The 22,001-nt window shown below is 66.5% G+C and carries 26 protein-coding genes and 1 riboswitch; of the genes, 11 read left to right on the top strand and 15 right to left on the bottom strand.

What is annotated here, in order from left to right; translation table 11 throughout:
• Window positions 1–99: 99 nt before the first annotated feature.
• Both AB0I34_RS09795 and AB0I34_RS09790 read right to left on the bottom strand, forming a co-directional pair.
• Window positions 100–957, bottom strand: a complete 858-nt coding sequence (locus AB0I34_RS09795; RefSeq protein WP_360442333.1) for an NlpC/P60 family protein — start codon at window positions 955–957, stop codon at window positions 100–102.
• Window positions 957–1,149: riboswitch (cyclic di-AMP (ydaO/yuaA leader) on the bottom strand. (Overlaps the previous gene by 1 nt.)
• 270 nt (window positions 1,150–1,419) lie before the next feature.
• A complete protein-coding gene (locus AB0I34_RS09790; RefSeq protein ID WP_360442330.1) occupies window positions 1,420–2,382 on the bottom strand; it encodes a threo-3-hydroxy-L-aspartate ammonia-lyase in 963 nt (320 codons plus the stop codon).
• 94 nt (window positions 2,383–2,476) lie between these two features.
• Between AB0I34_RS09790 and AB0I34_RS09785 the strand changes: the two genes are divergently transcribed.
• Complete coding sequence (locus AB0I34_RS09785) at window positions 2,477–2,839, top strand: YciI family protein (protein WP_360442327.1); 363 nt, start codon at window positions 2,477–2,479, stop codon at window positions 2,837–2,839.
• A 62-nt stretch (window positions 2,840–2,901) separates the two neighbouring features.
• On the opposite strand, the gene AB0I34_RS09780 is transcribed toward AB0I34_RS09785, so the two are convergent.
• From AB0I34_RS09780 to AB0I34_RS09770, 3 genes are read right to left on the bottom strand one after another with little or no spacing between them, the layout of a single operon-like run.
• Window positions 2,902–3,087, bottom strand: a complete 186-nt coding sequence (locus tag AB0I34_RS09780) for a YegP family protein (protein ID WP_360442324.1) — start codon at window positions 3,085–3,087, stop codon at window positions 2,902–2,904.
• A 54-nt stretch (window positions 3,088–3,141) separates the two neighbouring features.
• Complete coding sequence (locus tag AB0I34_RS09775; protein WP_360442321.1) at window positions 3,142–3,735, bottom strand: GNAT family N-acetyltransferase; 594 nt, start codon at window positions 3,733–3,735, stop codon at window positions 3,142–3,144.
• Window positions 3,736–4,407: a TetR/AcrR family transcriptional regulator gene (locus tag AB0I34_RS09770; protein WP_360442318.1), complete on the bottom strand. Its 672-nt coding sequence runs from the start codon at window positions 4,405–4,407 to the stop codon at window positions 3,736–3,738.
• Window positions 4,408–4,498: 91 nt separating this feature from the next.
• Between AB0I34_RS09770 and AB0I34_RS09765 the strand changes: the two genes are divergently transcribed.
• A complete protein-coding gene (locus AB0I34_RS09765; protein WP_360442315.1) occupies window positions 4,499–5,923 on the top strand; it encodes an MFS transporter in 1,425 nt (474 codons plus the stop codon).
• 79 nt (window positions 5,924–6,002) lie between these two features.
• Here AB0I34_RS09765 and AB0I34_RS09760 read toward each other — a convergent pair whose 3' ends face one another.
• From AB0I34_RS09760 to AB0I34_RS09745, 4 genes are all read right to left on the bottom strand, one after another.
• A complete protein-coding gene (locus AB0I34_RS09760; RefSeq protein ID WP_360442312.1) occupies window positions 6,003–7,124 on the bottom strand; it encodes a hypothetical protein in 1,122 nt (373 codons plus the stop codon).
• 95 nt (window positions 7,125–7,219) lie between these two features.
• A complete protein-coding gene (locus AB0I34_RS09755) occupies window positions 7,220–8,251 on the bottom strand; it encodes a hypothetical protein (protein ID WP_360442309.1) in 1,032 nt (343 codons plus the stop codon).
• Between the two features lie 134 nt (window positions 8,252–8,385).
• The gene (locus AB0I34_RS09750; RefSeq protein ID WP_360442306.1) at window positions 8,386–8,880 is read right to left on the bottom strand and encodes a GNAT family N-acetyltransferase; all 495 of its coding nucleotides are present in this window, start codon (window positions 8,878–8,880) and stop codon (window positions 8,386–8,388) included.
• Between the two features lie 80 nt (window positions 8,881–8,960).
• On the bottom strand, window positions 8,961–9,974 hold the full coding sequence (locus AB0I34_RS09745) for a hypothetical protein (RefSeq protein WP_360442303.1): 1,014 nt from the start codon (window positions 9,972–9,974) through the stop codon (window positions 8,961–8,963).
• A 593-nt stretch (window positions 9,975–10,567) separates the two neighbouring features.
• Between AB0I34_RS09745 and AB0I34_RS09740 the strand changes: the two genes are divergently transcribed.
• The 4 genes from AB0I34_RS09740 (at window position 10,568) to AB0I34_RS09725 (ending at window position 14,092) form a co-directional block, all read left to right on the top strand.
• Window positions 10,568–11,338, top strand: a complete 771-nt coding sequence (locus AB0I34_RS09740; protein ID WP_360442300.1) for a hypothetical protein — start codon at window positions 10,568–10,570, stop codon at window positions 11,336–11,338.
• 150 nt (window positions 11,339–11,488) lie between these two features.
• A complete protein-coding gene (locus AB0I34_RS09735; protein ID WP_360442297.1) occupies window positions 11,489–12,925 on the top strand; it encodes a hypothetical protein in 1,437 nt (478 codons plus the stop codon).
• Between the two features lie 251 nt (window positions 12,926–13,176).
• Window positions 13,177–13,521: a hypothetical protein gene (locus tag AB0I34_RS09730; protein WP_360442294.1), complete on the top strand. Its 345-nt coding sequence runs from the start codon at window positions 13,177–13,179 to the stop codon at window positions 13,519–13,521.
• A 106-nt stretch (window positions 13,522–13,627) separates the two neighbouring features.
• Window positions 13,628–14,092 carry a pyridoxamine 5-phosphate oxidase gene (locus tag AB0I34_RS09725; RefSeq protein ID WP_360442292.1) on the top strand — a complete coding sequence of 155 codons (465 nt, stop codon included), beginning with the start codon at window positions 13,628–13,630 and terminating at the stop codon, window positions 14,090–14,092.
• Window positions 14,093–14,162: 70 nt separating this feature from the next.
• On the opposite strand, the gene AB0I34_RS09720 is transcribed toward AB0I34_RS09725, so the two are convergent.
• Window positions 14,163–14,888 (bottom strand): SDR family NAD(P)-dependent oxidoreductase, encoded by a 726-nt coding sequence (locus AB0I34_RS09720; protein ID WP_360442290.1) that lies wholly within the window; start codon window positions 14,886–14,888, stop codon window positions 14,163–14,165.
• Between the two features lie 123 nt (window positions 14,889–15,011).
• Here AB0I34_RS09720 and AB0I34_RS09715 point away from each other — a divergent pair, with 123 nt between their 5' ends.
• From AB0I34_RS09715 to AB0I34_RS09705, 3 genes are read left to right on the top strand one after another with little or no spacing between them, the layout of a single operon-like run.
• A complete protein-coding gene (locus AB0I34_RS09715) occupies window positions 15,012–15,995 on the top strand; it encodes a sigma-70 family RNA polymerase sigma factor (RefSeq protein WP_360442287.1) in 984 nt (327 codons plus the stop codon).
• 5 nt (window positions 15,996–16,000) lie between these two features.
• Complete coding sequence (locus AB0I34_RS09710; protein ID WP_360442284.1) at window positions 16,001–16,660, top strand: tyrosine-protein phosphatase; 660 nt, start codon at window positions 16,001–16,003, stop codon at window positions 16,658–16,660.
• A 9-nt stretch (window positions 16,661–16,669) separates the two neighbouring features.
• On the top strand, window positions 16,670–17,401 hold the full coding sequence (locus AB0I34_RS09705; RefSeq protein WP_360442281.1) for a dienelactone hydrolase family protein: 732 nt from the start codon (window positions 16,670–16,672) through the stop codon (window positions 17,399–17,401).
• Here the strand turns inward: AB0I34_RS09705 and AB0I34_RS09700 are convergent.
• Window positions 17,398–18,213 carry an AraC family transcriptional regulator gene (locus tag AB0I34_RS09700; RefSeq protein ID WP_360442278.1) on the bottom strand — a complete coding sequence of 272 codons (816 nt, stop codon included), beginning with the start codon at window positions 18,211–18,213 and terminating at the stop codon, window positions 17,398–17,400. The two genes, AB0I34_RS09705 and AB0I34_RS09700, sit on opposite strands and share 4 nt — an antisense overlap.
• 68 nt (window positions 18,214–18,281) lie before the next feature.
• Between AB0I34_RS09700 and AB0I34_RS09695 the strand changes: the two genes are divergently transcribed.
• A complete protein-coding gene (locus tag AB0I34_RS09695; protein ID WP_360442275.1) occupies window positions 18,282–18,710 on the top strand; it encodes a VOC family protein in 429 nt (142 codons plus the stop codon).
• A 1-nt stretch (window position 18,711) separates the two neighbouring features.
• Here AB0I34_RS09695 and AB0I34_RS09690 read toward each other — a convergent pair whose 3' ends face one another.
• Window positions 18,712–19,149, bottom strand: coding sequence for a GNAT family N-acetyltransferase (locus AB0I34_RS09690; protein ID WP_360442272.1), 438 nt, complete (start codon window positions 19,147–19,149; stop codon window positions 18,712–18,714).
• Between the two features lie 308 nt (window positions 19,150–19,457).
• Here AB0I34_RS09690 and AB0I34_RS09685 point away from each other — a divergent pair, with 308 nt between their 5' ends.
• Window positions 19,458–19,946: a hypothetical protein gene (locus AB0I34_RS09685; RefSeq protein ID WP_360442269.1), complete on the top strand. Its 489-nt coding sequence runs from the start codon at window positions 19,458–19,460 to the stop codon at window positions 19,944–19,946.
• Between the two features lie 5 nt (window positions 19,947–19,951).
• Here AB0I34_RS09685 and AB0I34_RS09680 read toward each other — a convergent pair whose 3' ends face one another.
• From AB0I34_RS09680 to AB0I34_RS09670, 3 genes are all read right to left on the bottom strand, one after another.
• On the bottom strand, window positions 19,952–20,650 hold the full coding sequence (locus AB0I34_RS09680; RefSeq protein ID WP_360442267.1) for a class I SAM-dependent methyltransferase: 699 nt from the start codon (window positions 20,648–20,650) through the stop codon (window positions 19,952–19,954).
• Between the two features lie 57 nt (window positions 20,651–20,707).
• Window positions 20,708–21,022 (bottom strand): hypothetical protein, encoded by a 315-nt coding sequence (locus tag AB0I34_RS09675; protein WP_360442264.1) that lies wholly within the window; start codon window positions 21,020–21,022, stop codon window positions 20,708–20,710.
• Window positions 21,023–21,243: 221 nt separating this feature from the next.
• Complete coding sequence (locus AB0I34_RS09670; protein WP_360442261.1) at window positions 21,244–21,963, bottom strand: hypothetical protein; 720 nt, start codon at window positions 21,961–21,963, stop codon at window positions 21,244–21,246.
• Between the last annotated feature and the right edge of the window lie 38 nt (window positions 21,964–22,001).

Below are 22,001 nucleotides of genomic sequence, written 5' to 3'. Positions count from 1 at the left end.
AACCGGCCCAGGCCGTCGGAGGGGTGGGGGGAACGACGGCCCGGACCGGTTTCGGGGTCAGCGGCGCCCGTGGGGGGAGGAGACGCTGACGGGTCGGACTCAGACGCGGCCGAAGGCCACCTTGCTGGTCCAGATCTTCGCCTTCGCGACCGGGCGGCCCGGCCTCGAGGCGTGCCACAGCATGTTTCTGCCGGCGTAGATGCCGACGTGGTACACGCGGCCGCCACTGCTCTTGAAGAAGACGAGGTCACCCGGCTTCGCGGACTTGCGGCTGATGTGCTTTGTCGCCCTGTACTGCGCTCGCGACGTACGCGGCAGCTTCTTGCCGGCCTTCTTGTAGACGTAGCCGGTGTAGCCGGAGCAGTCGAAGCCGCGCGGTGTCGTGCCGCCGTAGCGGTACGGCCTGCCCCTCAGCTTCGCGGCCTCCCTGAGCACCCTGGCCCGGAAGGTCGACGCGGCGGGCTTGCCGTACGGACCGTAGAGGATCCCGCGCTTCGCGGCCCAGGTGAGCCGGCCCCAGGTCTTCGGGTCCGTGTACCCGGTCGCGCGAATGCCCCAGGAGCGCTGGAACTTGATCAGCACCCGGTAGGTGCTGGTGCCGAAGTAGCCGTCCGGCCCGAGGTGCAGGGCACGCTGCACGTACGAGACCGTCTTGCCCTTGTCCCCGCGCCGGAGGTACGGGTGGCTGTTGATCGGCGCGTTGCCGCGGATCTGGGCCGGGGTCAGGGCGGTGGTGGCCGCCGAAGCGGGCGCCGGGCTGGTGGTGACGCTGATCGCGGCTCCACCGCCGACAGCAAGGCCAACCGACAGGACTGCGGCAGCCGCCCCCCGGGGTGCGCCGGACTTGGTGTTCTTGCGGTGTTTGGCGACGGTCCGGCCGATCGGCCGGACGGTACTGGCCTCGCTGGGCTGGCTGACGGCGCGCCAAAGCGACGTCCGCCGGGCAGTGACGGGCATGGTTGTCTCCCGACGCCTGTGAAGTTAGCTGTCGGGTTCGGGCTGGGAAATCATCGCCCGGTCCGCTCCCGCGGACTTCACCCCAGGGTTCCGACCACTCACGGTCGAGACCCAACCTCCTGGGTCCCCCACCTCTGCCATGGTTCTTCGAGGGGAGCACATGTGCCTGGCAGAGCTCGGCGTTCACACATGTGCGGTCCGTGTTGTTTACCGAACCGCCGACGACTGTATAACAGAACGATCACGACGCAAACCCTCAGATCCACAGGGACCCTCTGGTAAGGCCCTCAACGGCTCCCTGACGGATCAGGGACTTGGGGTGAACACAAGGTGTCCTGAGCGTGTCTGAGCGCGGCTCAGACGGCGAATCAGCGGCTCGGTGTGACTCCGGTCACATTTCATTGTGGCTCTCTGTGACAACGAGCACAGCGAGTACTCAGGCACCTGTAGGTGCTTACGAATTCAGCTATCTCCGAGCAGCTCGCGGAACCGGTCCAGCCCCACGTTCCCGCCGGACAGCACCACCCCGACGCGCTCCGGCAGACCCTGGATCCGCCCGGCCAGCAGTGCCGCCAGCGCGCTGGCCCCGCTCGGCTCCAGGACGATCTTCAGTCGCTCGAACGCGAACGCCATCGCGGCCACGATCTCGTCGTCACTGACCAGCTCGAAGCTGTCCACCAGCCGCCGGTTCACCGCGAACGTCAGCTCGCCGGGCGACGAGATCGCCTGCCCGTCCGCAATCGTCCGCGGTACGTCGATCTCCACCCGCTCGCCCGCGGCCAACGACCGGGCGTGGTCGTCGCCGGCCTCCGGCTCGACGCCGATCATCCGGATCCCCGGCGACAGCAGCGTCGCCGCGGTCGCGCAGCCGGCCATCAACCCACCGCCGCCGACCGGGACCAGCAGTGCGCCGAGCCGGCCGACCTCCTCGATCAGCTCGAGCGCAACCGTCCCCTGCCCCGCCATCACGTCGTAGTGGTCGTACGGCGGAATCAGCGTGAGCCCACGTTCGGTGGCCAACTCCTTGGCCAGGGCGGCCCGGTCCTGCGTATACCGGTCGTAGGTGACGACCTCAGCGCCGTACCCACGGGTGGCCGCGAGCTTCGTCGGGGGAGCGTCCTCGGGCATCAGGATCACCGCGGCCGTCCCCGCGATCCGGGCCGCGAGAGCGACCGCCTGCGCGTGATTCCCCGACGAGTACGCCGCGACGCCGTGCTGGAGCTGGTCGGCGGACAACCGGCTCACCGCGTTGTAGGCGCCGCGGAACTTGAACGCGCCGATCCGCTGGAAGTTCTCCGCCTTGAGGAAGACGTGCGCTCCGACCCGCTCGTCCAGAGTCCTCGAGGTGAGGACCGGCGTACGGTGGGCGACCCCGGCGATGCGCTCGGCGGCGGCCCGGACATCTGTGAGACTCAGCTCGGCCATGGGGCGACGCTATCGCGATGTCAAGATCGCCCGGGCGGCTCCGTACTCATCGTCGAGAGGCCCCCGCACCGGGGGCTGTGGTGAAGGAGAGATCGTGAAGTACCTACTGATCATGAACATCAACCCCGACGTTCTCGCCGCGCTGAGTGAGGAGGAGCAGCAGGCGATCGGCGCCGGTCACCAGAAGGTGATGGCGACCATGAAAGAGTCGGGCGAGTTCCACAGCACCGTCGCACTGGCCGAGCCGGCCAGGTCGACGGTGGTCAAGGTCCGCGACGGCGTACCGGCGGTGACGGACGGGCCGTTCGTGGAGGCCAAGGAGTTCCTCGGCGGCTACTACCTGATCGACGTGGCGTCGGCGGAGCGGGCCCAGGAGTTGGCGGCGATGATCCCGGACGCCGCGATCGAGGGCCTCGGTATCGAGATCCGGCCGGTGGTCTTCGAGGAAGGTCTCTGACCGTTGCCGACAGCAAAGGGGTTCTCCACAGGTTGTGGAGAACCCCTTGTTTTCTGTGGGTTTCAGTCCGTCTGGTCGTCGATCTTCGCCTCGGGGGCGTTCTTCTGGATCGACTCGATCCCGTTCAGCGCCGCGGCCTTGCTCGAGTAGCTCTCGCTGCTGGTCGCGATCACCTCGCCGTTGCCGGCCTTCAGCCGGAACCGGAACTCGCCCGACTTGTCCTTGTAGAGCTCGAACTTCCCCGCCATCGGTCTACCTCCGTGAGGATTGTTGTCACTGTCCGTGTCGGGAGCGTAGCGCCGTCAGCCCGCCGGAACCTCGCGCACCACGCCGGGCGGGCCGGACCAGCCCGGCCACGGACCGGGCGACGGGCCGTCGCCGTCCGGGCGCTCCTCTTCCACTGTCTTGTACGGCTTCAGCCCGCGCGCCTGGTAGTTGGCCAGCGCGGCCGGACCGTCGAGCGTGTTCGTGTTCACCCAGACGCGGGTGATCGGATCGACGCTCTCGTGCCGCTCGTGCAAGGTCCACGCGTTCCGCAGACCGACCGTCAGCAGGTGGCCGCCGAGCCCGCGGCCGATGAATCCGGGCAGCAGTCCGAAGTTCTCGATCTCGACCTCGCTGCCGACCCCGCGCATCGCGACGTACCCGGCCGGAATGCCGCCGGCCCACGGGACGTAGGTCTCGAAACCGGGGCGGCTCAGCCAGTCGACCCACTGGTCCCAGTTCCAGCCGAGCTTGCCGAACCAGTGCCAGTGGCCGCCGACGGCGGTGTAGAGGTACCGCCCGAACTCCGGTGAGACCTCCTCGACCCGGCGGATCTCCACCGGCTGCTCGCGGGCCGGAACCAGCTCGTCCGGGCTGTGCTGCTGCAGGTAGGTGATGACGCTGAGTGCCAACTACTGCTCCTTCTTCAGTACGCCGCAGATGCCCGCGACCACGAGTTCGATCCCCAGAGCGTAGTAACGGTCGGTCGAGGTCGGGCAGATCAGGGTGTCCGCGGCAGCCGTGATCAGCGGGTACTTCCGCGGCGACAGGCCGGCCAGGGCGGCACGCTTCATCCGCAGGGAATCCTCGCGCGCGACCGGGTCAGTCACCTCGCGGGTGATCGGGTCCGTGGTCACCAGGGAGATCAGCGAGCAGACGGACTGCCTGCCGACCTCGGCCGCGTCGTCGATCGAGAATCCGCCCTCGGTGAGCAGTTCCATGATCCGCTCGGACATCGACAGTCCCGCCTCGGACACCAGGATCCGGGTCAGCGTGAGGTCCGCCAGTTTCGGGTGCTCACGGAGCGCCGTCACGAACGCCGTCAGCACCTCGGTCAGCCGCAGGTCCCACCGGTCGTCGGTCGGCTCCGGAAGTACGACGTCCGCGAGCAACCGGTCGCCGAGGGCGGCCAGCAGATCGTCCTTGTCCTTGAAGTGCCGGTACAGCGCCATGGGCGTGACGCTGTGCTGGGTCGCCAGACGGCGGAGGGTGACCGAGGCCGGTCCCTCCATGTCCGCGAGGGCCAGCGCGCTGTCGACGACCTTGTCCGGATCCAGGCGGCGAACGGGTTCTTTGGCAATCACGTTGACAAGTTTACACCGTAGACCTACCGTCTACGGAGTACGCATACAGCGTATACATACAACGTAGACTCTCGTTCTGAGTGAGGTAGGCATGCGACGCAGTCCCTGGGCCACCCTGGCGGTGCTGGCCCTAGCGCAGTTCATCGTGGTGCTCGACGTGACGATCGTGAACGTCGCGCTGCCGCACATCCAGGCGGATCTGAACTTCTCCGCCGACTCCCTGCAGTGGGTGATCAACGCCTACACCCTGCTCTTCGGCGGCTTCCTGCTGCTCGGCGGGCGGATGGCCGACCTGCTCGGGCCGCGCCGGGTGTTCGTCGCGGGCCTGCTGCTGTTCGGTGTCACCTCGCTGGTGGCCGGATTGTCCAACTCACCTGAGTTCCTGATCGGTGCGCGCGCCGTACAGGGTCTCGGCGGGGCGCTGCTGTCGCCGGCGGCGCTGGCGATCCTGACCATGACGTTCGCGCACGGGCGGGAGCGGAACATCGCGATGGGCGTGTGGGGCGGTCTTGCCGGTCTCGGTGGAACGCTCGGCGTCGTGGCCGGCGGTCTGCTGGTCGACTCGCTCAGCTGGCAGTGGGTGTTCTTCGTCAACGTGCCGATCGTGCTCGCACTGGTCGCACTCATTCCGGTGTTCGTCCCCGACGTACGGCATCACTCCGGACGGCGTACGTTCGACACGCTTGGCGCAGTGCTCGGTACGGCGGGCCTGATGGCGATCGTGTACGGCGTGGTGCGGTCGGAGCCTGCTGGTTGGGGTTCGTTCGAGGTGGTCGGCGTACTGGTCGCCGGAGTGGCGCTGTTGATCTCCTTCGTCGTGGTGGAGCGACGCTCTGCTGCTCCGCTGGTGCCGCTGCGGCTGTTCCGCTCGCGTGCGTTGAGTGTTTCGAGCGCATCGCTTGCTCTGAACGGTGCTGGGTTCCTCTCCATGTTCTTCCTGACTGCTATCTACCTGCAGCAGGTCCGTGGAGACAGTGCGCTCGACGCCGGTGTGCACTTCCTGCCCATGGGTGGTGCGGCGATCCTCGGGGCGGTCCTGGCTTCGCAGCTCGTGCAGCGCGTTGGTACGCGTACGGTGCAGCTGGCCGGCGCAGTACTGAGCGTGGGTGGTCTGCTGCTTCTCTCGCAGGCCGATGCGTCCGGCAGCTACACCTCCCAGCTGCTCCCCGGGTTCATCATCTTCGGCTTCGGCATCATCGGGGTCGGCGTACCTGGTCAGATCACCGCTGTCTCCGAAGTACAGCCGCAGGAGGCCGGCGCTGCGTCCGGTGTGGTCAACGCGATGTACCAGGTCGGTGGTGCACTGGGCCTGGCCATCGTCACGACCTTGTCCATCACCCACACCACCAACGAACTGACCCACGGCGCCACTCAGCAACACGCCCTGGAAGCCGGCTTCGAACGCGGCCTCCTGGTAGCCGCCGCCTTCGCCGTAGCCAACGTCCTCCTCACCCTCGCATCCCCCCAACTCCAACCCACCTCAGAACAACTAACCGAAGCCACCGCCGCCGCCTGACCCACCCAACAACCCCGGCCGCCTCCGCGGCCGGGGTTGCCCCATGAGCCCCAGGAGGCCGGGTCGCGTATCGGCGTCGTCATACCGCGCCGAGGTCCCGGCCCAGCCTCAACCGCCTCCTGCGTCTCCTTGGCTTCGTACCGAACCCGCACGACGTCCAAGTCGGCAGCCCGAGTTCGGCGAGTGCGTCGGGTTCGCTGCGAACGTGGACATCGCTCTGGAGCGTCCGCTGCCACCTGATCTCGTCCTCCTGCCACCGATTGATGAACTCCACACACAGGTCAGCTGAGATGCTCGCTGCTCTGTTCTCGGCGGTCTGCAGTGAACGCTGTGCGTCCAGCACGTCCAGGTAGCCGGCCGGACTGGCGCTGAGCTGCTCGCGAAGAAGTGCGCCGAGGGTCTCATCGATCATGGCCCGCCGAATCTCGGTGAAGTCCGTCCAGTACCGCGGTCGCGTGGCGGCTGCCAACTGCTCTTCGAAGGTCGAGCCAGGCATGCTGTCGAAGATCGCATAGAGCCCCTCCGCAAGCAGGTCTCCGAACTCTTGTTCGTCCGCGCGGGCCGGATCCGCAAAGGGCAGGTATTCCGCCTGCTGTACCTCACCGACCTTCGGCAAGGACCGGGCGGCGGCGTGACGTGCGAAGAAGAACCAGTCCTCGTTGTAGATATCGGCGAAGAAGGACAGCCCGGGGTCGCGCAGGTTGACACCCAGCGTTGCGCCACTGACGAACACATCCTGTTTGAACCCGACGAGGCGTCGCGCATGACAGACCACCGAGTTGTCGGGGAAGTACCGGGAGATCATGGACGCCACCGGATGCCGATCGAGCTGGCCGGTCATCCGCGCGACAGCTGGGTGCGCGATGCGGCTGATGTCGTCGTCGACGAACATGATCTTGCTCCAGCCGCGCATCAGCGCGAGCAGCAAGCCGAGGTTTCGCTTCACGCTGAGGTCGCTGGACCTGCTGGCAGAAGCTTGCTTAAACTCCGCTCCCGACGTCCCCGGGAGATCGAAAGGCAAGCTGTAGTTCTCAGGCACCTCGACCACGAGCGCACGTGCTCCGAACGTCTTCTCCATACGTTGTGCGACCTGTGCGAGCTGTGCTTGCTGGCTGCACAGGATGACCAGCGGTATCGAGAGTGAAGCGGAGAGGGTGATGATGTCCTGCAAGCCTGACGCCGGTCGTGCGGTCGGCACCACGATGGCGTCCAGTCGAGTGCGCGATCGCGGCACGCGACCCGCCTGCTCATCGCGAAGCAGTGACGCGTGAGATGGCCCGTGGTTGAACTGGCGGCTCACTCGTCCGGCTCCTCTGGACTCCACTCGAAGAGCCGGTTCTCACCGATCTCGAGATCGGGCGTGATGGTTTCACCGCCGACCACCGGCACACGCAGGAGCAGCGCATAGGATCCGCCGGGGAACCGGTGCGCGAGGTACGCCTCGTTTCGCTCGCGGACCGCGTCATGGGTGAGGGTCCGGACGGCGCCCAGCGCGCCGCGACTGTAGACACCGTTGCAGATCGTGATGGTCCGGCTGTGGTTGAACGGATTGCGCAGCCGAACGAGGAGTGCGACGTCCTCGACCAGTTCTGGCGGTCGGGTGTCGCCCGAGGCAACCCACAACGGCCGATACTCCGCTCCATCGCGCGATCGGAAGATCTCGCCGTCGTTCAGGTCGGGGACTGTCACTTGCTCGATGGGGAGTTCGTCCAGCACGCGCATCAGCCGGCTGGTGACGCTGTTGAACCCGATGCCTCCGAGCAGGATCAGATGGCCGGACAGGTGGTCTGCGTTGATCTCGGTGGGCAGACGGTGCTGTACGGGAAGCTGTGGGTTCGAAGCGCGTACGTGGCCCCACATCTCGATCAGCGCGTCGAGGTCGGCATACCTGTACAACCGCGTGTGGTTCGCGTCGTCCTCCTCCGCCAGCGGCGAACGAAGGTCGACTGGCAGCTCCGGACAGATCAGCGTGATGCGGCCGGATTCGAAGTCGAAGGTGTACTGCCCATCGACCGGCGGATCGAGCTCGTGGCGAACCGCGTCACGCAGGCCGAGCAGTTCACGATGAAGCGTCTGGAAGGGTGCCCGCTCGTCCGCACTCAACTCTTGCTCACGGCGTACCCGCGCAGGCGTGTCGTCAGTTCTGGCGAAGAGCAAGGCGTACGCGCGTAGCCGTTCCTCCGGAGGCAGTTTGGGGTTGGACTGCGACTCCCACGAGCTGATCGTCGCAACCGCGACACGCGAGTCGGTGCTGAGCGCGCGCGCCAGCTCGGACTGGGTCAATCGCTGGGACTCCCGCAGGTCCCGAAGTCTCCTGGCAAGTCGCACGGCCTCGAGCGAAGGGGCCAAGATGCACTCCTGGGAGATCTCTCGTCATGCCAGCCATTCGCGCCGCCGCGCGGAAACGACGCTGAGCGCTCGGTCACCTAAATTATGCCCCAGTTCACCAAACGCTGAAAGCACTACTCCGAGTTCGCAGGCGATCCGACTACTTTGATGTGCTTCAAGAACTCTTGTTCGTACCTTCGGCGGCCGTTCGACTTGATCTCCTGTGTGTCCAGCGGTCCGGTGTAACCCAGTCGCAAATAGAAATCTCGAGCCGAGTGATTTTCGGTGAAGACCCAGAGCCGCAGCTCTTGCGCTTTCTTGGTCGCCGCAGCGCTCTCCAGCGCCGAGACCAGCATCTCGCCGATGCCTCGGCGGCGCATGTCCGGAGCGACCCAGAGTGCCTCGAGATGCATGTCGTCGTGTGAGCGAGCGTTGCAGTTCAGTTTTACAAGACCGACTCGTCTTGTATCGAACGTCGCCATGAGCCAAACGTTTGGATCAAGCTCCTGACGCCACTGTTTCTCGCCGTAGTCCCGCTCGGTGGACATGTCGCCGAAGAATGATTCAGGAGAATCTGTCAGCGCTTGCAGTCGCAATTCTCTGAGGGTTCGCCAGTCGTCCGGGGTCAAGTGGCAGACAGAAACCCGCGATCGGCCAACCTGTCGAAATTCTCGCACCGTAGATCCCTTTGTGTGTTCGCGGCCAAGGCTCACTCGCCGGCCCCCTCGTCCGGCGACCACTCGAAGAGACGGTTGCCCTGCGTCTGCAGGTCAGGCGCCAGTGCACCGCCGTTCTTCGTCATCTCAACCCGCATGAGCATCGCGAACGATCCGCTCGGGAACCGGCTTGCGATGTACTCCTCGTTCCGATCGCGAACCGCGGCATTCGTGAGCGCACGGACCGCCCCCAGCACTCCGCGGCTGTAAACACCGCTGCAGATGGTGACGGTGCCTTGGTCCGTGTAGGGATTGCGCAATCGGGCGAGGAGCGCGACGTCCTCGACCAGTTCGCGGCGGCGGCCGTCACGCCATACGTCTTCGGCCTGATCTGCTGCGATTCGCCCCGCGTCAACGGTCTTCGGGCCGTCGTTCTCGACTTCCATCCACTCGGGACGGAACTCTCGACCGCCCCGCGCGCCCAGTCTGAAGATTTCGCCATTCTCCAGGTCCGGGACGACAACCTGCCGAATGGGGAGATCCGCCAGCTTTCTCTGGAGACGAGCAGCGACCCGGTTCCAGCCGATGCCGCCGAGCACGATCAGATGACCGTTCAGATGGCTGTCCCCGACCTCTGTTGAGGACACATGCTCCACCGGCAGTTCGGGATTGGAGGCACGGATGTGGCCCCAAAGCTCGATCAACGCATCGAGGTCTGCGTAGCGGTACGCCCAGGCGTAGTTCGGATTCTCTTCCTTGGCCAGCGGAGAGCGGACACTCTCCGGCACCTCGGGGCACACGATCGTGATCGGGCCGCTCTCGAAGGTCCAGATGGAGCCGCTGGACGATGACGTGACCACGCCGCGCACCGCGTCGCGAAGGTCGACGAGCTCCTGGTGCAGCGCATTGAACTGCTCGCGTTCGGCAGTGGTCAGGTCCTGCTCGCGGGGCAGATGTGGAGCATCACCCGCGCGAGTCTTCGAGAAGAGAAGAGCATAGGAACGCAAGCGGTCCTTGGGTGGCAGCTTGGGGTTGGTCAACGACTCCCACGAGCTGATCGTCGGCACAGCTACCCGCGCGTCCTTGCTGAGTGCTTCCGACAAGGTCGCCTGAGTCAGGCCGCGAGATTCGCGCAGATCCCGCAGTCGTCTGGCGAGTCGCTCCGCCTCTGCTGAGGGCGCCACAGGTCACTCCCGAATGGTCAGCCGGCACAGTAGCCAGCATCCGATCACCATACTGTCTACTCCTCTACCAGGCCACAACCGAAGCTCGGTAGAAGGAGAGTTGCTGACAACCTCCCGTCGATGCCGTGGTCGATTCTGATCACTAATCGTATCGTCGCGTGACTCTACTGTGACGACGCGCGATATTGCAAGCGAGGATCGATTCCGTGTTCTATCTTTATACCTAAGTACACCTGAAGACAGGTGAAGCCACACGGTTCAGAAGGAGAGATGCACTGCGATCCAGCCCGCGCGATGTTTGTTGATCGAAGCAGGTGCCCCATGAGCAGAATCATCGCCGCAGCACAGATGCTCACCGTGACGCCTTCGCCCTTCGTGGGCGTTCGGCCCCACCTCGTTTCATCACAGCGAGGAAGCTTCGTCATCCAGGACCACGGCGCAACGGGGCGCGTAGGTCACGACGTACCTTCACGGCCATGAACGCCGCTCCAGGCGAGATCGCCGCGATCAACGAACTGGAGCTCGGCAACTGGCGCACCGCCTGGCGCATCCTCGCCGCCGGCGGGTTGACGGACGCGTACATCGGCGCTGATCTGAGGGCGATCGCCCGAGCGATGTCGTACCGGGCGGCTGGTGACTTCGGCCTGGCCTGGTCGACACTCGGCGTCGCGGCAGCGAGCGTCCATCGCTGTCAGCCGGGCGTCCCTGTCGCATCGTCGCAAGGAACCGACATCGTCCGGTTCGCGCTGCCTCCGGACCCCGGTCCGCGGGTGGGAGCGGCGTACCGGACGGTTCGGCTGATCTGGCGCGAGCAAGGCGAATTGCACCTGCTACGTCGTCAAGCGGCCGAGCGCCCGATCGGCATGACCCAGGACAGGCACATCCTTATGCTGGCCTTCGTCGAGTACTTGTGCTGGGTCGAGTGTGATCGAGAGAGCTGGCTGCAAGAGGTCACCACGGACGACGAGAGCGCGTCGGTGGAGGCACGAATCCACGAGTTCCGCGAACGCCGGCGGGAAGGCTTCCTTCGCAGTGCCACCGAGCTGCGGCGCCTGGACCGCCCGACGGCAGGGGGGATGACTCGGGCGGTCTGGGATCGCATCGACCAGTACTACGGGCTGCGCCGGTTGGCGACACACGAACTGGGACGACGTCCGGCCCCGCCATGGGTCGACTCGGTCGTCCCGGAAGGGACCCCGGCACGGAAGGCTGCCTCAGTCGCGTGGACGATGGCTCAGCCAGCTTGATCAGCGCAGCTCTTTGCGTGGTCTTTACCTGTTGATCGATGGGCCATAACCTTTGGGGAACCGTGTTCCATCGCATGGTCGGCCTTCAGATCGTTGAGATCGTCAACGATCGGGCGACCGGTCGGCAGCGCGCGAGGAGGGGTCGATACGATGATCGCGATCCTCACCGCGCCCGGGACCTGCACTTCCGAGCCCGAGATTCGTATTGCCGGGTCGAAGCCTGCCGATCTCTTCAGGACGACTGACCTCGGATCCGGCATCGGCGTCGAGATCGACCTGTCGGAACCGGGACGATGGCGTTCCGTCACCGTGCACCGCTGGGAACGGGCCGACCTGGTGCTGCTGCGAGCAGTCATCGGACCGGACGCCGTACACCATCTCGAGCGCTGGCGCGACGAGCGGATCGCCGCGGGCTCCCGACGCCTCGAAGCCGAACTGTCTGTCGACTTCACCCCGGCCCGGCCCTGGCTCAGAGCCGCGGTCATCGATGCGCTGGACTGGTGGCTTCAGCTCCCGCTCGATCAGCCGTTGCTCGACGCCGAGCGGGCAGTCGTCCACGCCCGGGCTGCGAGATCGCTGCCCGCGGGCTCACTCCGTCGGGATGTCGCGGACCGCGCTCTCGTGCTCGCGCGGCGTTCTTCGGGCGGGTTCGTCGAGTACCTGGACGGTCTGACAGGGTCGGCGGAATCGTTGCCTCGAGCTCTGTTCTCGGGGCTGTCCCGCCTCGTGAACGGATATGCGGCGCTCGGTCGGCGGGTCGTCGACGGCCCGGACGGCGACCTGGATTCCGTGGCTGATGCGTGGCTGAGGCTCAGGGCGGTTGTTCCTGTCGCCGCAACCTTCAGGCTTCCCGATCGGTCCGTGACCTATCAGCTGAGTGACCGGCCGCTGCTCAACACCACGCCGCTGAGGAGCTCGGTCGACCCGCGCCAACTGCGCGCGCGCATCGTCGATACGGACGTGCGGGCCCGGGAGATCCGCATGGTCAGGTCAGGTGAAGGCTCCGTTCGCGTGATTGTGCCTGCCTTCGGTGCGCGTCAGCAGCCGGCGCTTCTGGCGGATCGCCTGATGGTCCGACTGGTCGACAGCAGATCGGGCGCGGCCCATGAACCGGTGCTCCTGACTTTGAGGTCGGGCCGCGAAGCCGAGCGGTTCGGTGCGGCGACTCCGGTGTTCACCGAGATGGTTCCGCTGCGCGGTGCATCGCCTGAGTATCTGCGCGCGGATGTGTTCGACCCCGACAGCCAGGCTTCGCCGGCGCGAAGCGACACCGACGACGAATTGCTCCGCCAGCGCCGAGGGCAGTTCGTCCTGGGTGAATGGCGGCGCGCCGTGGCCGAGTCGCGCCTGTCCCGGGGTGCGAAGGTACGGCGGCGCCGTCTGACTCGGCTGCTCGACGTACTGACGCAGACGAGTCCTGACGCCGGGCAACCGGCGTTCTTCGGAGGTCCGACGCCGGCGGAGATCGCTCAGCTGATCGGCCACCCAGGCGCGCGGTCGGAGATCAGGCACTCGTGGTTCGCGTCGACTGAAGGAGCCGGCGAACTGCTCGTCGCCGAGCTTGCGGCGGTGCACGCGAACCGCTGATCAGGGTGGGCTTTCGGCTCGGCGATGCCGTCGCGGCATCGTTGATGGCCTTGTCGATCAGGGGTACGGCGTACTTGGGATCAAGAGCGCGGCCGTGAACGGGCACAGGCCTCGCTCCGTTGACCCAGGAGCACCCCATGACCCTCACCAGAGCGAGCAGTCTGAACAGAAGGCGGGGTCCGGCGCTGGTCCGTGCGGGCGGCGCCACCGACGTCCAAAGGCCGGATGGCCTGATACAGCTGGGGACGCGCATGGCTTCCCGACCGTCGATCTCGCTCTGGTTCGTGATGGCCGCCGACCTGGCAACGGTGGTCTGGATGTACACATTCGGTTCGTGGCTTGACCACACCTCGAAGTTCACTGCCACAGCGACGCTGGGCGGCCATCACATCCTCGTCCTGGTACTGGCTGCCCTCGCCTTCGCAACACTCGCAACCCTCGCCCTCATGACCGACGGCTTCACCAACACCACCCCACGCCTGTCCCTGGCCAAGAACTTGGCCTGCATTCTCTCCGTCGTGGCACTGACCGGCCTGGTAGCACTCATCCTCGCCAGCCTCCTCAGCCGAGTCCTCTTCGGCCGCCTACGCCCCTGAGTTCTCCCGCCCGTACTCCTACTTCGCCTCACGCCGCACCTCGACCGGCAACCGGCGTACTGTCTGAGTAGGGGACGGAGTTGGAGACTCCGTGGGGGAGGTAGTCATGACTGCAGTACAAGGCGATCTTGCACTTCTGCAGGATCCGGTCGCACAACGACTCCTGGGATCACGTGAGCCGGCACGGTTCGCGTACACCTGGACCGATGGGACTCCGCGCGTGGTGCCGATCTGGTTCACCTGGACTGGGGACGAACTCGTGTGTGGTACCCCGCCGAGGGCGCCGAAGCTGAAGGCGTTGGCGGAGGTCACCGACGTCGCGGTCACGATCGACGACTCGTCCGGCTGGCCGTACAAGGTGTTGCTGCTGCGCGGGATTGCGAACGTCGAGATGTACGACGACGTCGTACCGGAGTATGCGCAATCCGCCGATCGCTACCTCGGCGCCGAGCAGGGTGCGGCGCTGATCTCGCAGATGCGGGGGCAACCGATGGCCCGCGTCGCCGTCAGGCCGACCTGGGCCGCGGTGCTCGATTTCGAGACCCGGTTCCCGAGCGCGCTGTCGCTGTAGTCCGCACGCCTGGGAGGGCGCCTGATCCGCCCGACAACCCCGGCCACCCCGGCCGGGGTTGTGGTCGGCGTCAGCGGGAGGTTGCGAGGAGGGCGGCGTTCTGGCGTTCGAGGGCTTTGACCGAACCGGTGGTCCAGCCTGGCTCCAGAGCGGCTGACAACGGGTCGGGGAAGATCTCCTCGTCGCCGGCTGCCACGCCGTCGAAGATCGCTCGTGCGACCGACTCCGGAGTCGCCTTCGGTACGTCGAGGTCGCGGGACATCTCCGTGTCCACCGGCCCGGCCAGTACGGCGTACACGCGGACACCGCTCGGGGACAGCAATGCGCGGAGGGATTGGGTGAGCGAGAACGCCGCGGCCTTGGAGATCGAGTACGCCGGGCTGACGGGCACCGACGCGAGGGCCGCCGCCGACAACACGTTCACGACGGCACCACGCGAGCGCCTCAACTGAGGCAGGAACGCCTGTGTGGTGGCGTGCGTGCCGAAGAGGTTGACCGCCAGGTGCCGCTCGAGCATCGCGCGATCCCCGAGATCGTCGTACTGCAACAGGCCGGCGTTGTTGATCAGGACGTCGAGCGAGTCGGCGCTCTTTGCCGCGATCTCGATCTGGGTGTCATCGGTGACGTCCAGATTCAGGGTGGTGACGCGTTCGTCCGGGTGATCGAGCGGCCGGCGCGTACCGGCGTACACGCGGGACGCGCCGCGCCGCAGCGCTTCCTCGACCAGGGCCTGTCCGATGCCTCGGTTGGCGCCGGTGATCAGGACGGACCGGTTCGCGATGGGGTCTTCCGACATGGTGTCTCTCTCCTTCGGATGGGCTTGCTGAGGAGACAGACAGGGCAGGCGCGGGAAACTGAGCGCTGCGGGAGCGACCAGTTCTGTCCATGGCCGGTGTCAGTATCGGCATGGAGGTGACGAATGGACTCATTGTTGCAGCGCGCGCGGGCGGGTGACCGGGACGCGTTCGCGGAGTTGGTGGAGCCGCATCGCCGGGAGCTGCAGGTGCATTGCTACCGCATGCTCGGATCGTTGCAGGACGCCGAAGACGCGTTGCAGGAAACGTTGCTCTCGGCATGGATCGGGCTGGACGGGTTCGAAGGGCGGTCGTCGGTCCGGACCTGGCTGTACCGGATCGCGACCAACCGTTGCCTGAACGTACTGCGATCGTCTTCACGCCGACCGGTGGCCGCGACACCGTTCCCGGTCACGCCACCACCGGAGCCGTCGCGGATGGGTGAGGTCCCGTGGCTGCAGCCGTATCCCGACCTGCTGCTCGACGGTCTGCCTGACGACGACCCTGGCCCCGAGGCTCGCTACGAGTCCCGCGAGGCGATCTCGCTGGCGTTCGTGACCGCCGTGCAACTGCTGCCGCCGAACCAGCGCGCGGTCCTGCTGCTGCGCGACGTACTCGGATATCGGGCTCGCGAAGCCGCTGAGATCCTCGGCCTGACCGAGCCCGCCGTGAACAGCGCACTCAAACGAGCCCGTACGACGATGGACGCTCAGTCAACCGGCAGGCCGACGCGCGGTCCCGAGGATCGTGACCTGGTCGAGCGCTTCGTCGCCGCCTTCACCGCGCAGGACGTCGACGCACTCCTCGCCCTGATGACCGACGACGTCTGGGTCCGGATGCCACCGCTCCCGTTCGAGTACGGCGGCACCGAAGCCGTCCACCGCTTCTTCACCGTCCTCGCCGGACACCGACGCGAGATCGCGAAGATGGTCCCGGTCGGCGCGAACGGCCAACCAGCCTGGGGCGAGTACATCCGCGACCCCGTCACCGGCGTCCTCCACATCGTCGGCGTACTCGTCATCGGCATCACCGGGACCCACATCCACGAACTAACTCACTTCGAAACAACCCTCGCGCCGTACTTCGGCCTGCCCCGGACCCTGGGCTGACACCCGTGCTGAACTGGCCGAACTGCACCAACGCACGAGATCTCGGCGGGCTGCCCTTGGCCGACGGCGGACGGATCCGCGCCGGCGCACTCGCCCGCAGCGACAACCTCGATCAGCTCACCGACGCCGGCATCGCCGCAGTGCGTGCAGCAGGCGTGAGTCGCATCGTCGACCTGCGCAGTGTGTGGGAGTGCGAGACGTACCCATCGCCGTTCACCCATGACCACCGCTGGCTCAACGTCCCCCTCACCGACCCCGCCGACCCGGACGTCTCCACGTCGGACCTGTTCGAGCAATACCGGATCCTCATCGACGACTACCCCGACCGCTTCGCCTCCGCGATCACTTCGATCGTCGACGCCCCACCCGGCTGCGTCGTACTCACCTGCCACGCCGGCAAGGACCGCACCGGCCTCGTCACCGCCCTCACGCTTGCGCTGATCGGCGTACCTCACGAGGCCATCGCCGCCGACTACGCCATCACCAACCTCACCGAATCCCGCCCCGGCTTCGCCCTCCCCACCGCCGAAACCATCCTCCGACTCCTCGACCACCTGGACACCGAGTACGGCGGCCCGCGCCCCTACGTCATCCAAGCCGGCACGACCCCCACCCACCTGACATCCTTGACCACCCGCCTCAGTCAGGTGGACCGGCAGGGCTAAGGTGCGGACATGGGCTCCGAGACGATCGACATCACCATGTCCGACGGCGTCGCTGACGCCTACCTCGCACGACCCTCAGACGACGGGGCTCATCCGGGCGTGCTGTTCGTGATGGATGCGTACGGCGTGCGGCCGCAGATCGAGCGGATGGCGGACCGGATCGCCGAGCACGGGTACGTCGTACTCGCACCGAACGTCTTCTACCGCTCCGGCCGGTCACCCGTGGTCCCGCTGGACGAGATCAGCGATCCGGGACTGTTCGCGCGCCTCCGGCCGATGTTCAACGAACTGACGCCTGAGCGGATCGTCAGCGACGGCCGCGTCTACCTGGACACCTTGGAGCGCGTCGCGCCCGGCCCGGTCGCGATCACCGGTTACTGCATGGGTGGACGGGTCGGCTGGCGGATCGCCGCGGCGTACCCGGATGGCGTCGCCGCGCTCGCCGGATTTCACGTCGGCGGTCTGGTCGCCGATGGCGACGACAGCCCACACCTGACCGCCGGCAACCTCAGAGCCGAGGTCTACCTGGGCTTCGCGGACAACGACCGCAGCGCCACTCCCGAGCAGATCGCCGAACTCGACCGCACCCTCACCGACGCCGGCGTCCCGCACCGCGCCGAGGTCTACCCGGGAGCCGCCCACGGCTACACCATGGCCGACACCCCGGCGTACAACGAACCCGCCGCCGAACGCCACTACACCGAACTCTTCGCCCTACTCGACCGCACACTGAAGCCCTAGCGGAAGCGGTGCTGATACTCAGCCGGTGTCATCCCGAGGCTCCTCTGGAAGTGCCGATGCAGATGGCTCTGATCAGCGAACCCCGTAGCCTCGGCGGCTTCGGCAATGGACATGCCCGCCTCGAGTAGACGTCGGGCCGCTCGGATCCGGTGAGCAAGTTGCAACGCATGAGGTGGAAGCCCAGTGCGTTGCCTGAAGAGCCGAATGAGCCGGAACTTCCCGGTCCCCGCGACCCCGGCAAGCTCGTCCAGCCCGACGTTCCGCTCAGGCTGATCAGCGAGGTACTCGAAGGCTCGCTGTAGCGCCCGCCCGTCGTGCGCGGTGATCGGTGGGCGCGCCGAGCGGATGGATGAGGTTCGGTCGATGAGAAGGCGGAGCCACTCGACCAGCCGCTCGTCCTGCTCGAGCCGTGAACTCGGCGCCTCGAGCGTGGCATGCAACCGCAGGAACCCGGCAGCCAACTCAAGATCACTCGACACCGGCTCCGGGAACAGTACGTCGGCCAACGGATCAGCCTCCGCGTCCTCAGCCAGCGCGGCCAGATCAGCCACCTCGATGACCATCAAGCGCGCATCCCACGGCCGCTCCTCGTCGACCGATCGCCCCGAATGTGCGTACGACGGATCCCAGGCAACCAACTGTCCCGGCCGCACCACCCGCTGCTCGCGCCCCCGCCAGGACCGCATCGGCTCGCCACCGACGACGCCGAACACGTACTCACCCCGCGGATCCACCGCGTACCGAGTGGTCCGCCCCGCCATCAGCAGCACCCGCCCTTCACCCGGCGCCCGCCACATCCGAACCTGCTCCACCTCGCCATGCTAGGCGCCCGCAAGAACGTTCAAGACACCCTCGACTGTGGCGGCCTAGGTTGCTCGACATGTCGATCACCCCACACATCGTCGTCCAGAACGCCGACCGCGCCGCGGCCTTCTACCGCGAGGCCTTCAACGCCGAAGAACTGGAACGAATCCCCACCCCCGACGGCCGACTCATGTCTGTCCAACTCCGCATCGGCGGCTCTCTTCTCCACCTCGCCGACGAGTTCCCCGAAATGAACGTGCTCGCCCCGCCCACCATCGGTGGCACCGCCGTAGTCCTGGCCCTCGACGTGGCAGACGCCGAATCGGCCCTGGCCCAAGCTCTGACCGCCGGCGCCGAGATCCGGCATCCCCTCCAGGAAACCTTCTGGGGCACCCGCCACGCCCAACTGACCGACCCCTTCGGTCACCTCTGGAACATCGACCAGCACCTGCACGACGTACCCCACGAAGAAGTAGTGGCCGCCGCAGCCCGAGCCTTCTCCTGACCTACCTGAACGTCTTCTTGTAGAACGTGGCGGAGTCTTCGTAGCCCAAGGCAACATAGAAGTCCCCCGCCCGCCGGCTGGCGAGCGCAAGGTAGGCGGCGCCGGTCGACTGTGCCCATTCCTCGGCATGCTCCATCAGTAGGCGCCCCACGCCCAGCCGACGGGCACCCTCGTCGACCATCACTTCCTCAACCCAGGCGACAGGTCCGTTGGCGAGAAAGGTCGTATGACTGTTGCCTAGCAGGTACCCGACGACACCCCGGCCAGGCACCTCTGCAACCAACAACAGCGTGTGCGCCGCGGTCAGAAGCCTCGCGAAGGACTCGTCGAACGCCGCACGCTCGGGCACGAACGAGGTTGCAAACTCCCGCGCAAGCCCCCAGACCTCGTCCCGATCGCCCGTCCCTGCACCCCGAACAACCACCCGATGATCAGCCATGGGGCACAGTTTGCCATCCATATGCAGCAAGCATTTGATCATTACCGCAGGTGGGTATGTGAGCGACCACTCAAGGTCGCCATTGTGACGCCCATCAAAAATGCCTGCGGACCACCTCGGTGCAGCAGTATTATGGGATCAGGCGAAACATTAATCCGCGGTGCGAGTCTCGGCCGGCGGACACGAAGTGGCCGTGCCTCGGGCCACCGAGCCTCAGCGAAGGCCCTGTGCCTGTAGCGCGACCTGGCACCAGCTGCCGGTCGTCGCGGATCGCGGCCGACCGGCCCGGGGGAAGGCAGGGATGCAGGATGTCCGATGATCCTGCAGTGCGCGCGGAGTTGCGCGCTCGAATCGACACAAGGCGGGCGGGTATCTCCGCCTTTCTGCACCAGGTCCGTCCACGCCGCAATCGACTGACCAATATCAGCATCGTCAGCAGCGCGCTGGCGGCGGTTTTGGTGGCAGGTCCGGCCGTCGGCGGCCTGGCATTCACGAACAGCGTCAAAGAAGAACTATCAATCGCCACCGCTGCGGGCGTTTGGAGACCGCTCTGTGTGGCCGCATTGATCGTCTCTTTGGTGTCGGTGATTTCCGCCAACCTGAGCAAGTCGCAGGATCTCGCCGCACGCGTCACCGCCGCCGAGGTCTGCAGCACGGAGCTCGAGGGGGTGGCGACTTCCCTCCAGTTCGGCCACCTCTCCGTGGAAGAGGCAGCCGAGCAGTACCACCAGTCCGTCAGCAAGATCCCCTTCGTCGAGGACCTGTCAGACAAACCGCGTTCGTTCGAACAGACGTGAGCGGCTCAGGTTGCTTCGAGAACGAAGAAGAGGAAGCTCAGGAACCTTGACCGGTCCCCGATGTTCGGCGGTCGCAGCTCGCGCGGAGCCTCGGGGGAGAAGGGTGGCTCGGCGAGAACGGAGATGCGGAAGCCCGCCTCGGTGAACGCGTCCGTCATCGCGTGCAACGGCCGGTGCCAGAACGTCAGTACTGCGTCCTGGCCGTTGAAGCTGAACTCCTCCGCGTGCTCGGCGACCTCGAAGTAGTCGGCGTTCGGCTTGAGGATCTTGTAGATGATGGGGTGGTTCACCGACAAGATGAGGCGGCCGCCTGGCTTCAGAAGGCGCCGCAGCTCAGCCAGAGGCGGCGTCCAGGCCTTGAGGTAGTGCAGTACGAGCGAAGCGACGACGTCATCGAACGCACCGTTGTCGAAGGGGAGTGGCTGGCCGAGGTCGGCCACGTGCAGGTCTGCATCGTCACCCAGGCGCTGCCGCGCCAGCTCGATCATCGCCGGGCTGCCGTCGAACCCGGTCACGATGGCACCCTTGGCTCGCAGCGCCGCAGACAAGGGCCCAGAACCGCACCCAGCATCGAGAACCCGGCGGCCCTTGACGTCCCCCGCCAACTCGACCATCGCCGGCTGCTCGTAGTACCTGTTCAGAAGGCTGGAGTCGTTCTCCGCCGAGTAGCTTTCAGCAAACCCGTCATAGTGATCAGCCTTCACCGAGTCCTCACTCTCATTAGGGTCTCGCTGCGCTAGGCCACCTTGGCAATCTTGCATTCAAATGCCCGCCGGTCCGATGGGAGCTTGCGCCGGGGTGGTTCCGCCGAAGGTGGTCGTGTCGCGAACCTCGAAGGTCTGACCGCCGATCCTTTGGTGTGAAGCTGCATGCAGGACGTCGACGGTCACCGAGTAGCTCGTCGCGTCGCCTGAAATCGTGCCGCTGATCGTTACGGTGCCCTGCGATCCGACGGTGTTCACCTGGCAATCGACGTTGGTCTTGTAGCTCTTCGGAGTACTGCGTCCTGGCACACCGATCAAATAGAGCACGGTGAAGACGACCAGCAACGCCAGCACTCCGAACGCGAAGATCATGCGAGTCTTCCGTCGAGGCCCCCGAGGCGAGCCATAGTCATTGGCCAAGGTCCACTCGCCGGTCGGCATCCCCAGTCCCCCCGCAACCCTGACCGATCCTGCGCAATAAGCGGCCGTCAGCATACATCTCGGTACGTGACCTCGCTCCCGCGACCGAAGGTGCCACCCGCAACCGTTCCGCGTCACGTGCAGATGCCAGCTTGCGGCCGTCGGCTGGGGTGTCAGCTGCTGGTCGGGTTCGGGGGTGTGCCGGCCGCCTTCGGAGCCGGTGCACCCTGTGCGGGGATGGTCGGCGCCGGCGGTGTCCGTCGCGCCGCGCGCAGCACGCCGATGACGGCGCCGATGAGCCACAGCGCGAAGGCCACGGACGCAATGCCCCCGCTCCAGAAGCCGGACAGGCACAGCAGGACGACCGCGTAGGACGCCCAGGTCGCCCACGTCGGCAGGGCACCTGCCTGCTGGGCGATCCGTGTCGTGACGGCGACGAGCACACCGCAGCCGATCAGCCCGGTGAGCGCGAGGATCTGCCCCGCCATGCCGAGCGCGCGGACGGTGTCCGGATCCGCGGTGAACTCGTCCGACCATGCCGCGAACGCGCTCCCCAGATCGAGTGAGACACCGGTGATCATCAGCCCGCTGAACAGCGCCGCGGCCGGCACGATCGCGTGCGCGAGCGGGTCGCCGCCGGACAGCCGGTCCAGCACTCGCCGCAGACCGGTGGTGAACCAGAGCAGCAGGGCGACCCCCGCAGCGAGCACGGGCGGCGCGACGCCGGCGGCCGCCTGCCGCCCGTCGTCGTTGAGCCTCTCGAGGATGGCGGCGTCCGACATGCTTGGGTCGTCGACGCCGACCAGGTACCCCAGCGCCACCCCAACAACGAGCAGCACAATCGAACCGGCACCCGCCCACCCCGCGCGCCGAAGTGCCCGTGACTCGTCCATCTCGCCTCCCCACAGCCGCGCCCACGGGTGAAGTGGTG

Origin of the sequence: Kribbella sp. NPDC050281 (assembly GCF_040655855.1) — a bacterium.
Lineage (GTDB): Bacteria > Actinomycetota > Actinomycetes > Propionibacteriales > Kribbellaceae > Kribbella.
Note: the sequence above shows the minus strand (reverse complement) of the source record. Positions and strands in the feature narration are given on the sequence as shown.

Coding starts and splice junctions, on each gene's coding strand:
- AB0I34_RS09685 (WP_360442269.1), top strand. CDS start 19,458: ATGTCCGATGATCCTGCAGTGCGCGCGGAGTTGCGCGCTCGAATCGAC.
- AB0I34_RS09790 (WP_360442330.1), bottom strand. CDS start 2,382: ATGGCCGAGCTGAGTCTCACAGATGTCCGGGCCGCCGCCGAGCGCATC.
- AB0I34_RS09720 (WP_360442290.1), bottom strand. CDS start 14,888: ATGTCGGAAGACCCCATCGCGAACCGGTCCGTCCTGATCACCGGCGCC.
- AB0I34_RS09715 (WP_360442287.1), top strand. CDS start 15,012: ATGGACTCATTGTTGCAGCGCGCGCGGGCGGGTGACCGGGACGCGTTC.
- AB0I34_RS09695 (WP_360442275.1), top strand. CDS start 18,282: ATGTCGATCACCCCACACATCGTCGTCCAGAACGCCGACCGCGCCGCG.
- AB0I34_RS09780 (WP_360442324.1), bottom strand. CDS start 3,087: ATGGCGGGGAAGTTCGAGCTCTACAAGGACAAGTCGGGCGAGTTCCGG.
- AB0I34_RS09675 (WP_360442264.1), bottom strand. CDS start 21,022: ATGATCTTCGCGTTCGGAGTGCTGGCGTTGCTGGTCGTCTTCACCGTG.
- AB0I34_RS09670 (WP_360442261.1), bottom strand. CDS start 21,963: ATGGACGAGTCACGGGCACTTCGGCGCGCGGGGTGGGCGGGTGCCGGT.
- AB0I34_RS09730 (WP_360442294.1), top strand. CDS start 13,177: ATGGCTTCCCGACCGTCGATCTCGCTCTGGTTCGTGATGGCCGCCGAC.
- AB0I34_RS09740 (WP_360442300.1), top strand. CDS start 10,568: ATGAACGCCGCTCCAGGCGAGATCGCCGCGATCAACGAACTGGAGCTC.
- AB0I34_RS09735 (WP_360442297.1), top strand. CDS start 11,489: ATGATCGCGATCCTCACCGCGCCCGGGACCTGCACTTCCGAGCCCGAG.
- AB0I34_RS09795 (WP_360442333.1), bottom strand. CDS start 957: ATGCCCGTCACTGCCCGGCGGACGTCGCTTTGGCGCGCCGTCAGCCAG.
- AB0I34_RS09765 (WP_360442315.1), top strand. CDS start 4,499: ATGCGACGCAGTCCCTGGGCCACCCTGGCGGTGCTGGCCCTAGCGCAG.
- AB0I34_RS09725 (WP_360442292.1), top strand. CDS start 13,628: ATGACTGCAGTACAAGGCGATCTTGCACTTCTGCAGGATCCGGTCGCA.
- AB0I34_RS09705 (WP_360442281.1), top strand. CDS start 16,670: ATGGGCTCCGAGACGATCGACATCACCATGTCCGACGGCGTCGCTGAC.
- AB0I34_RS09690 (WP_360442272.1), bottom strand. CDS start 19,149: ATGGCTGATCATCGGGTGGTTGTTCGGGGTGCAGGGACGGGCGATCGG.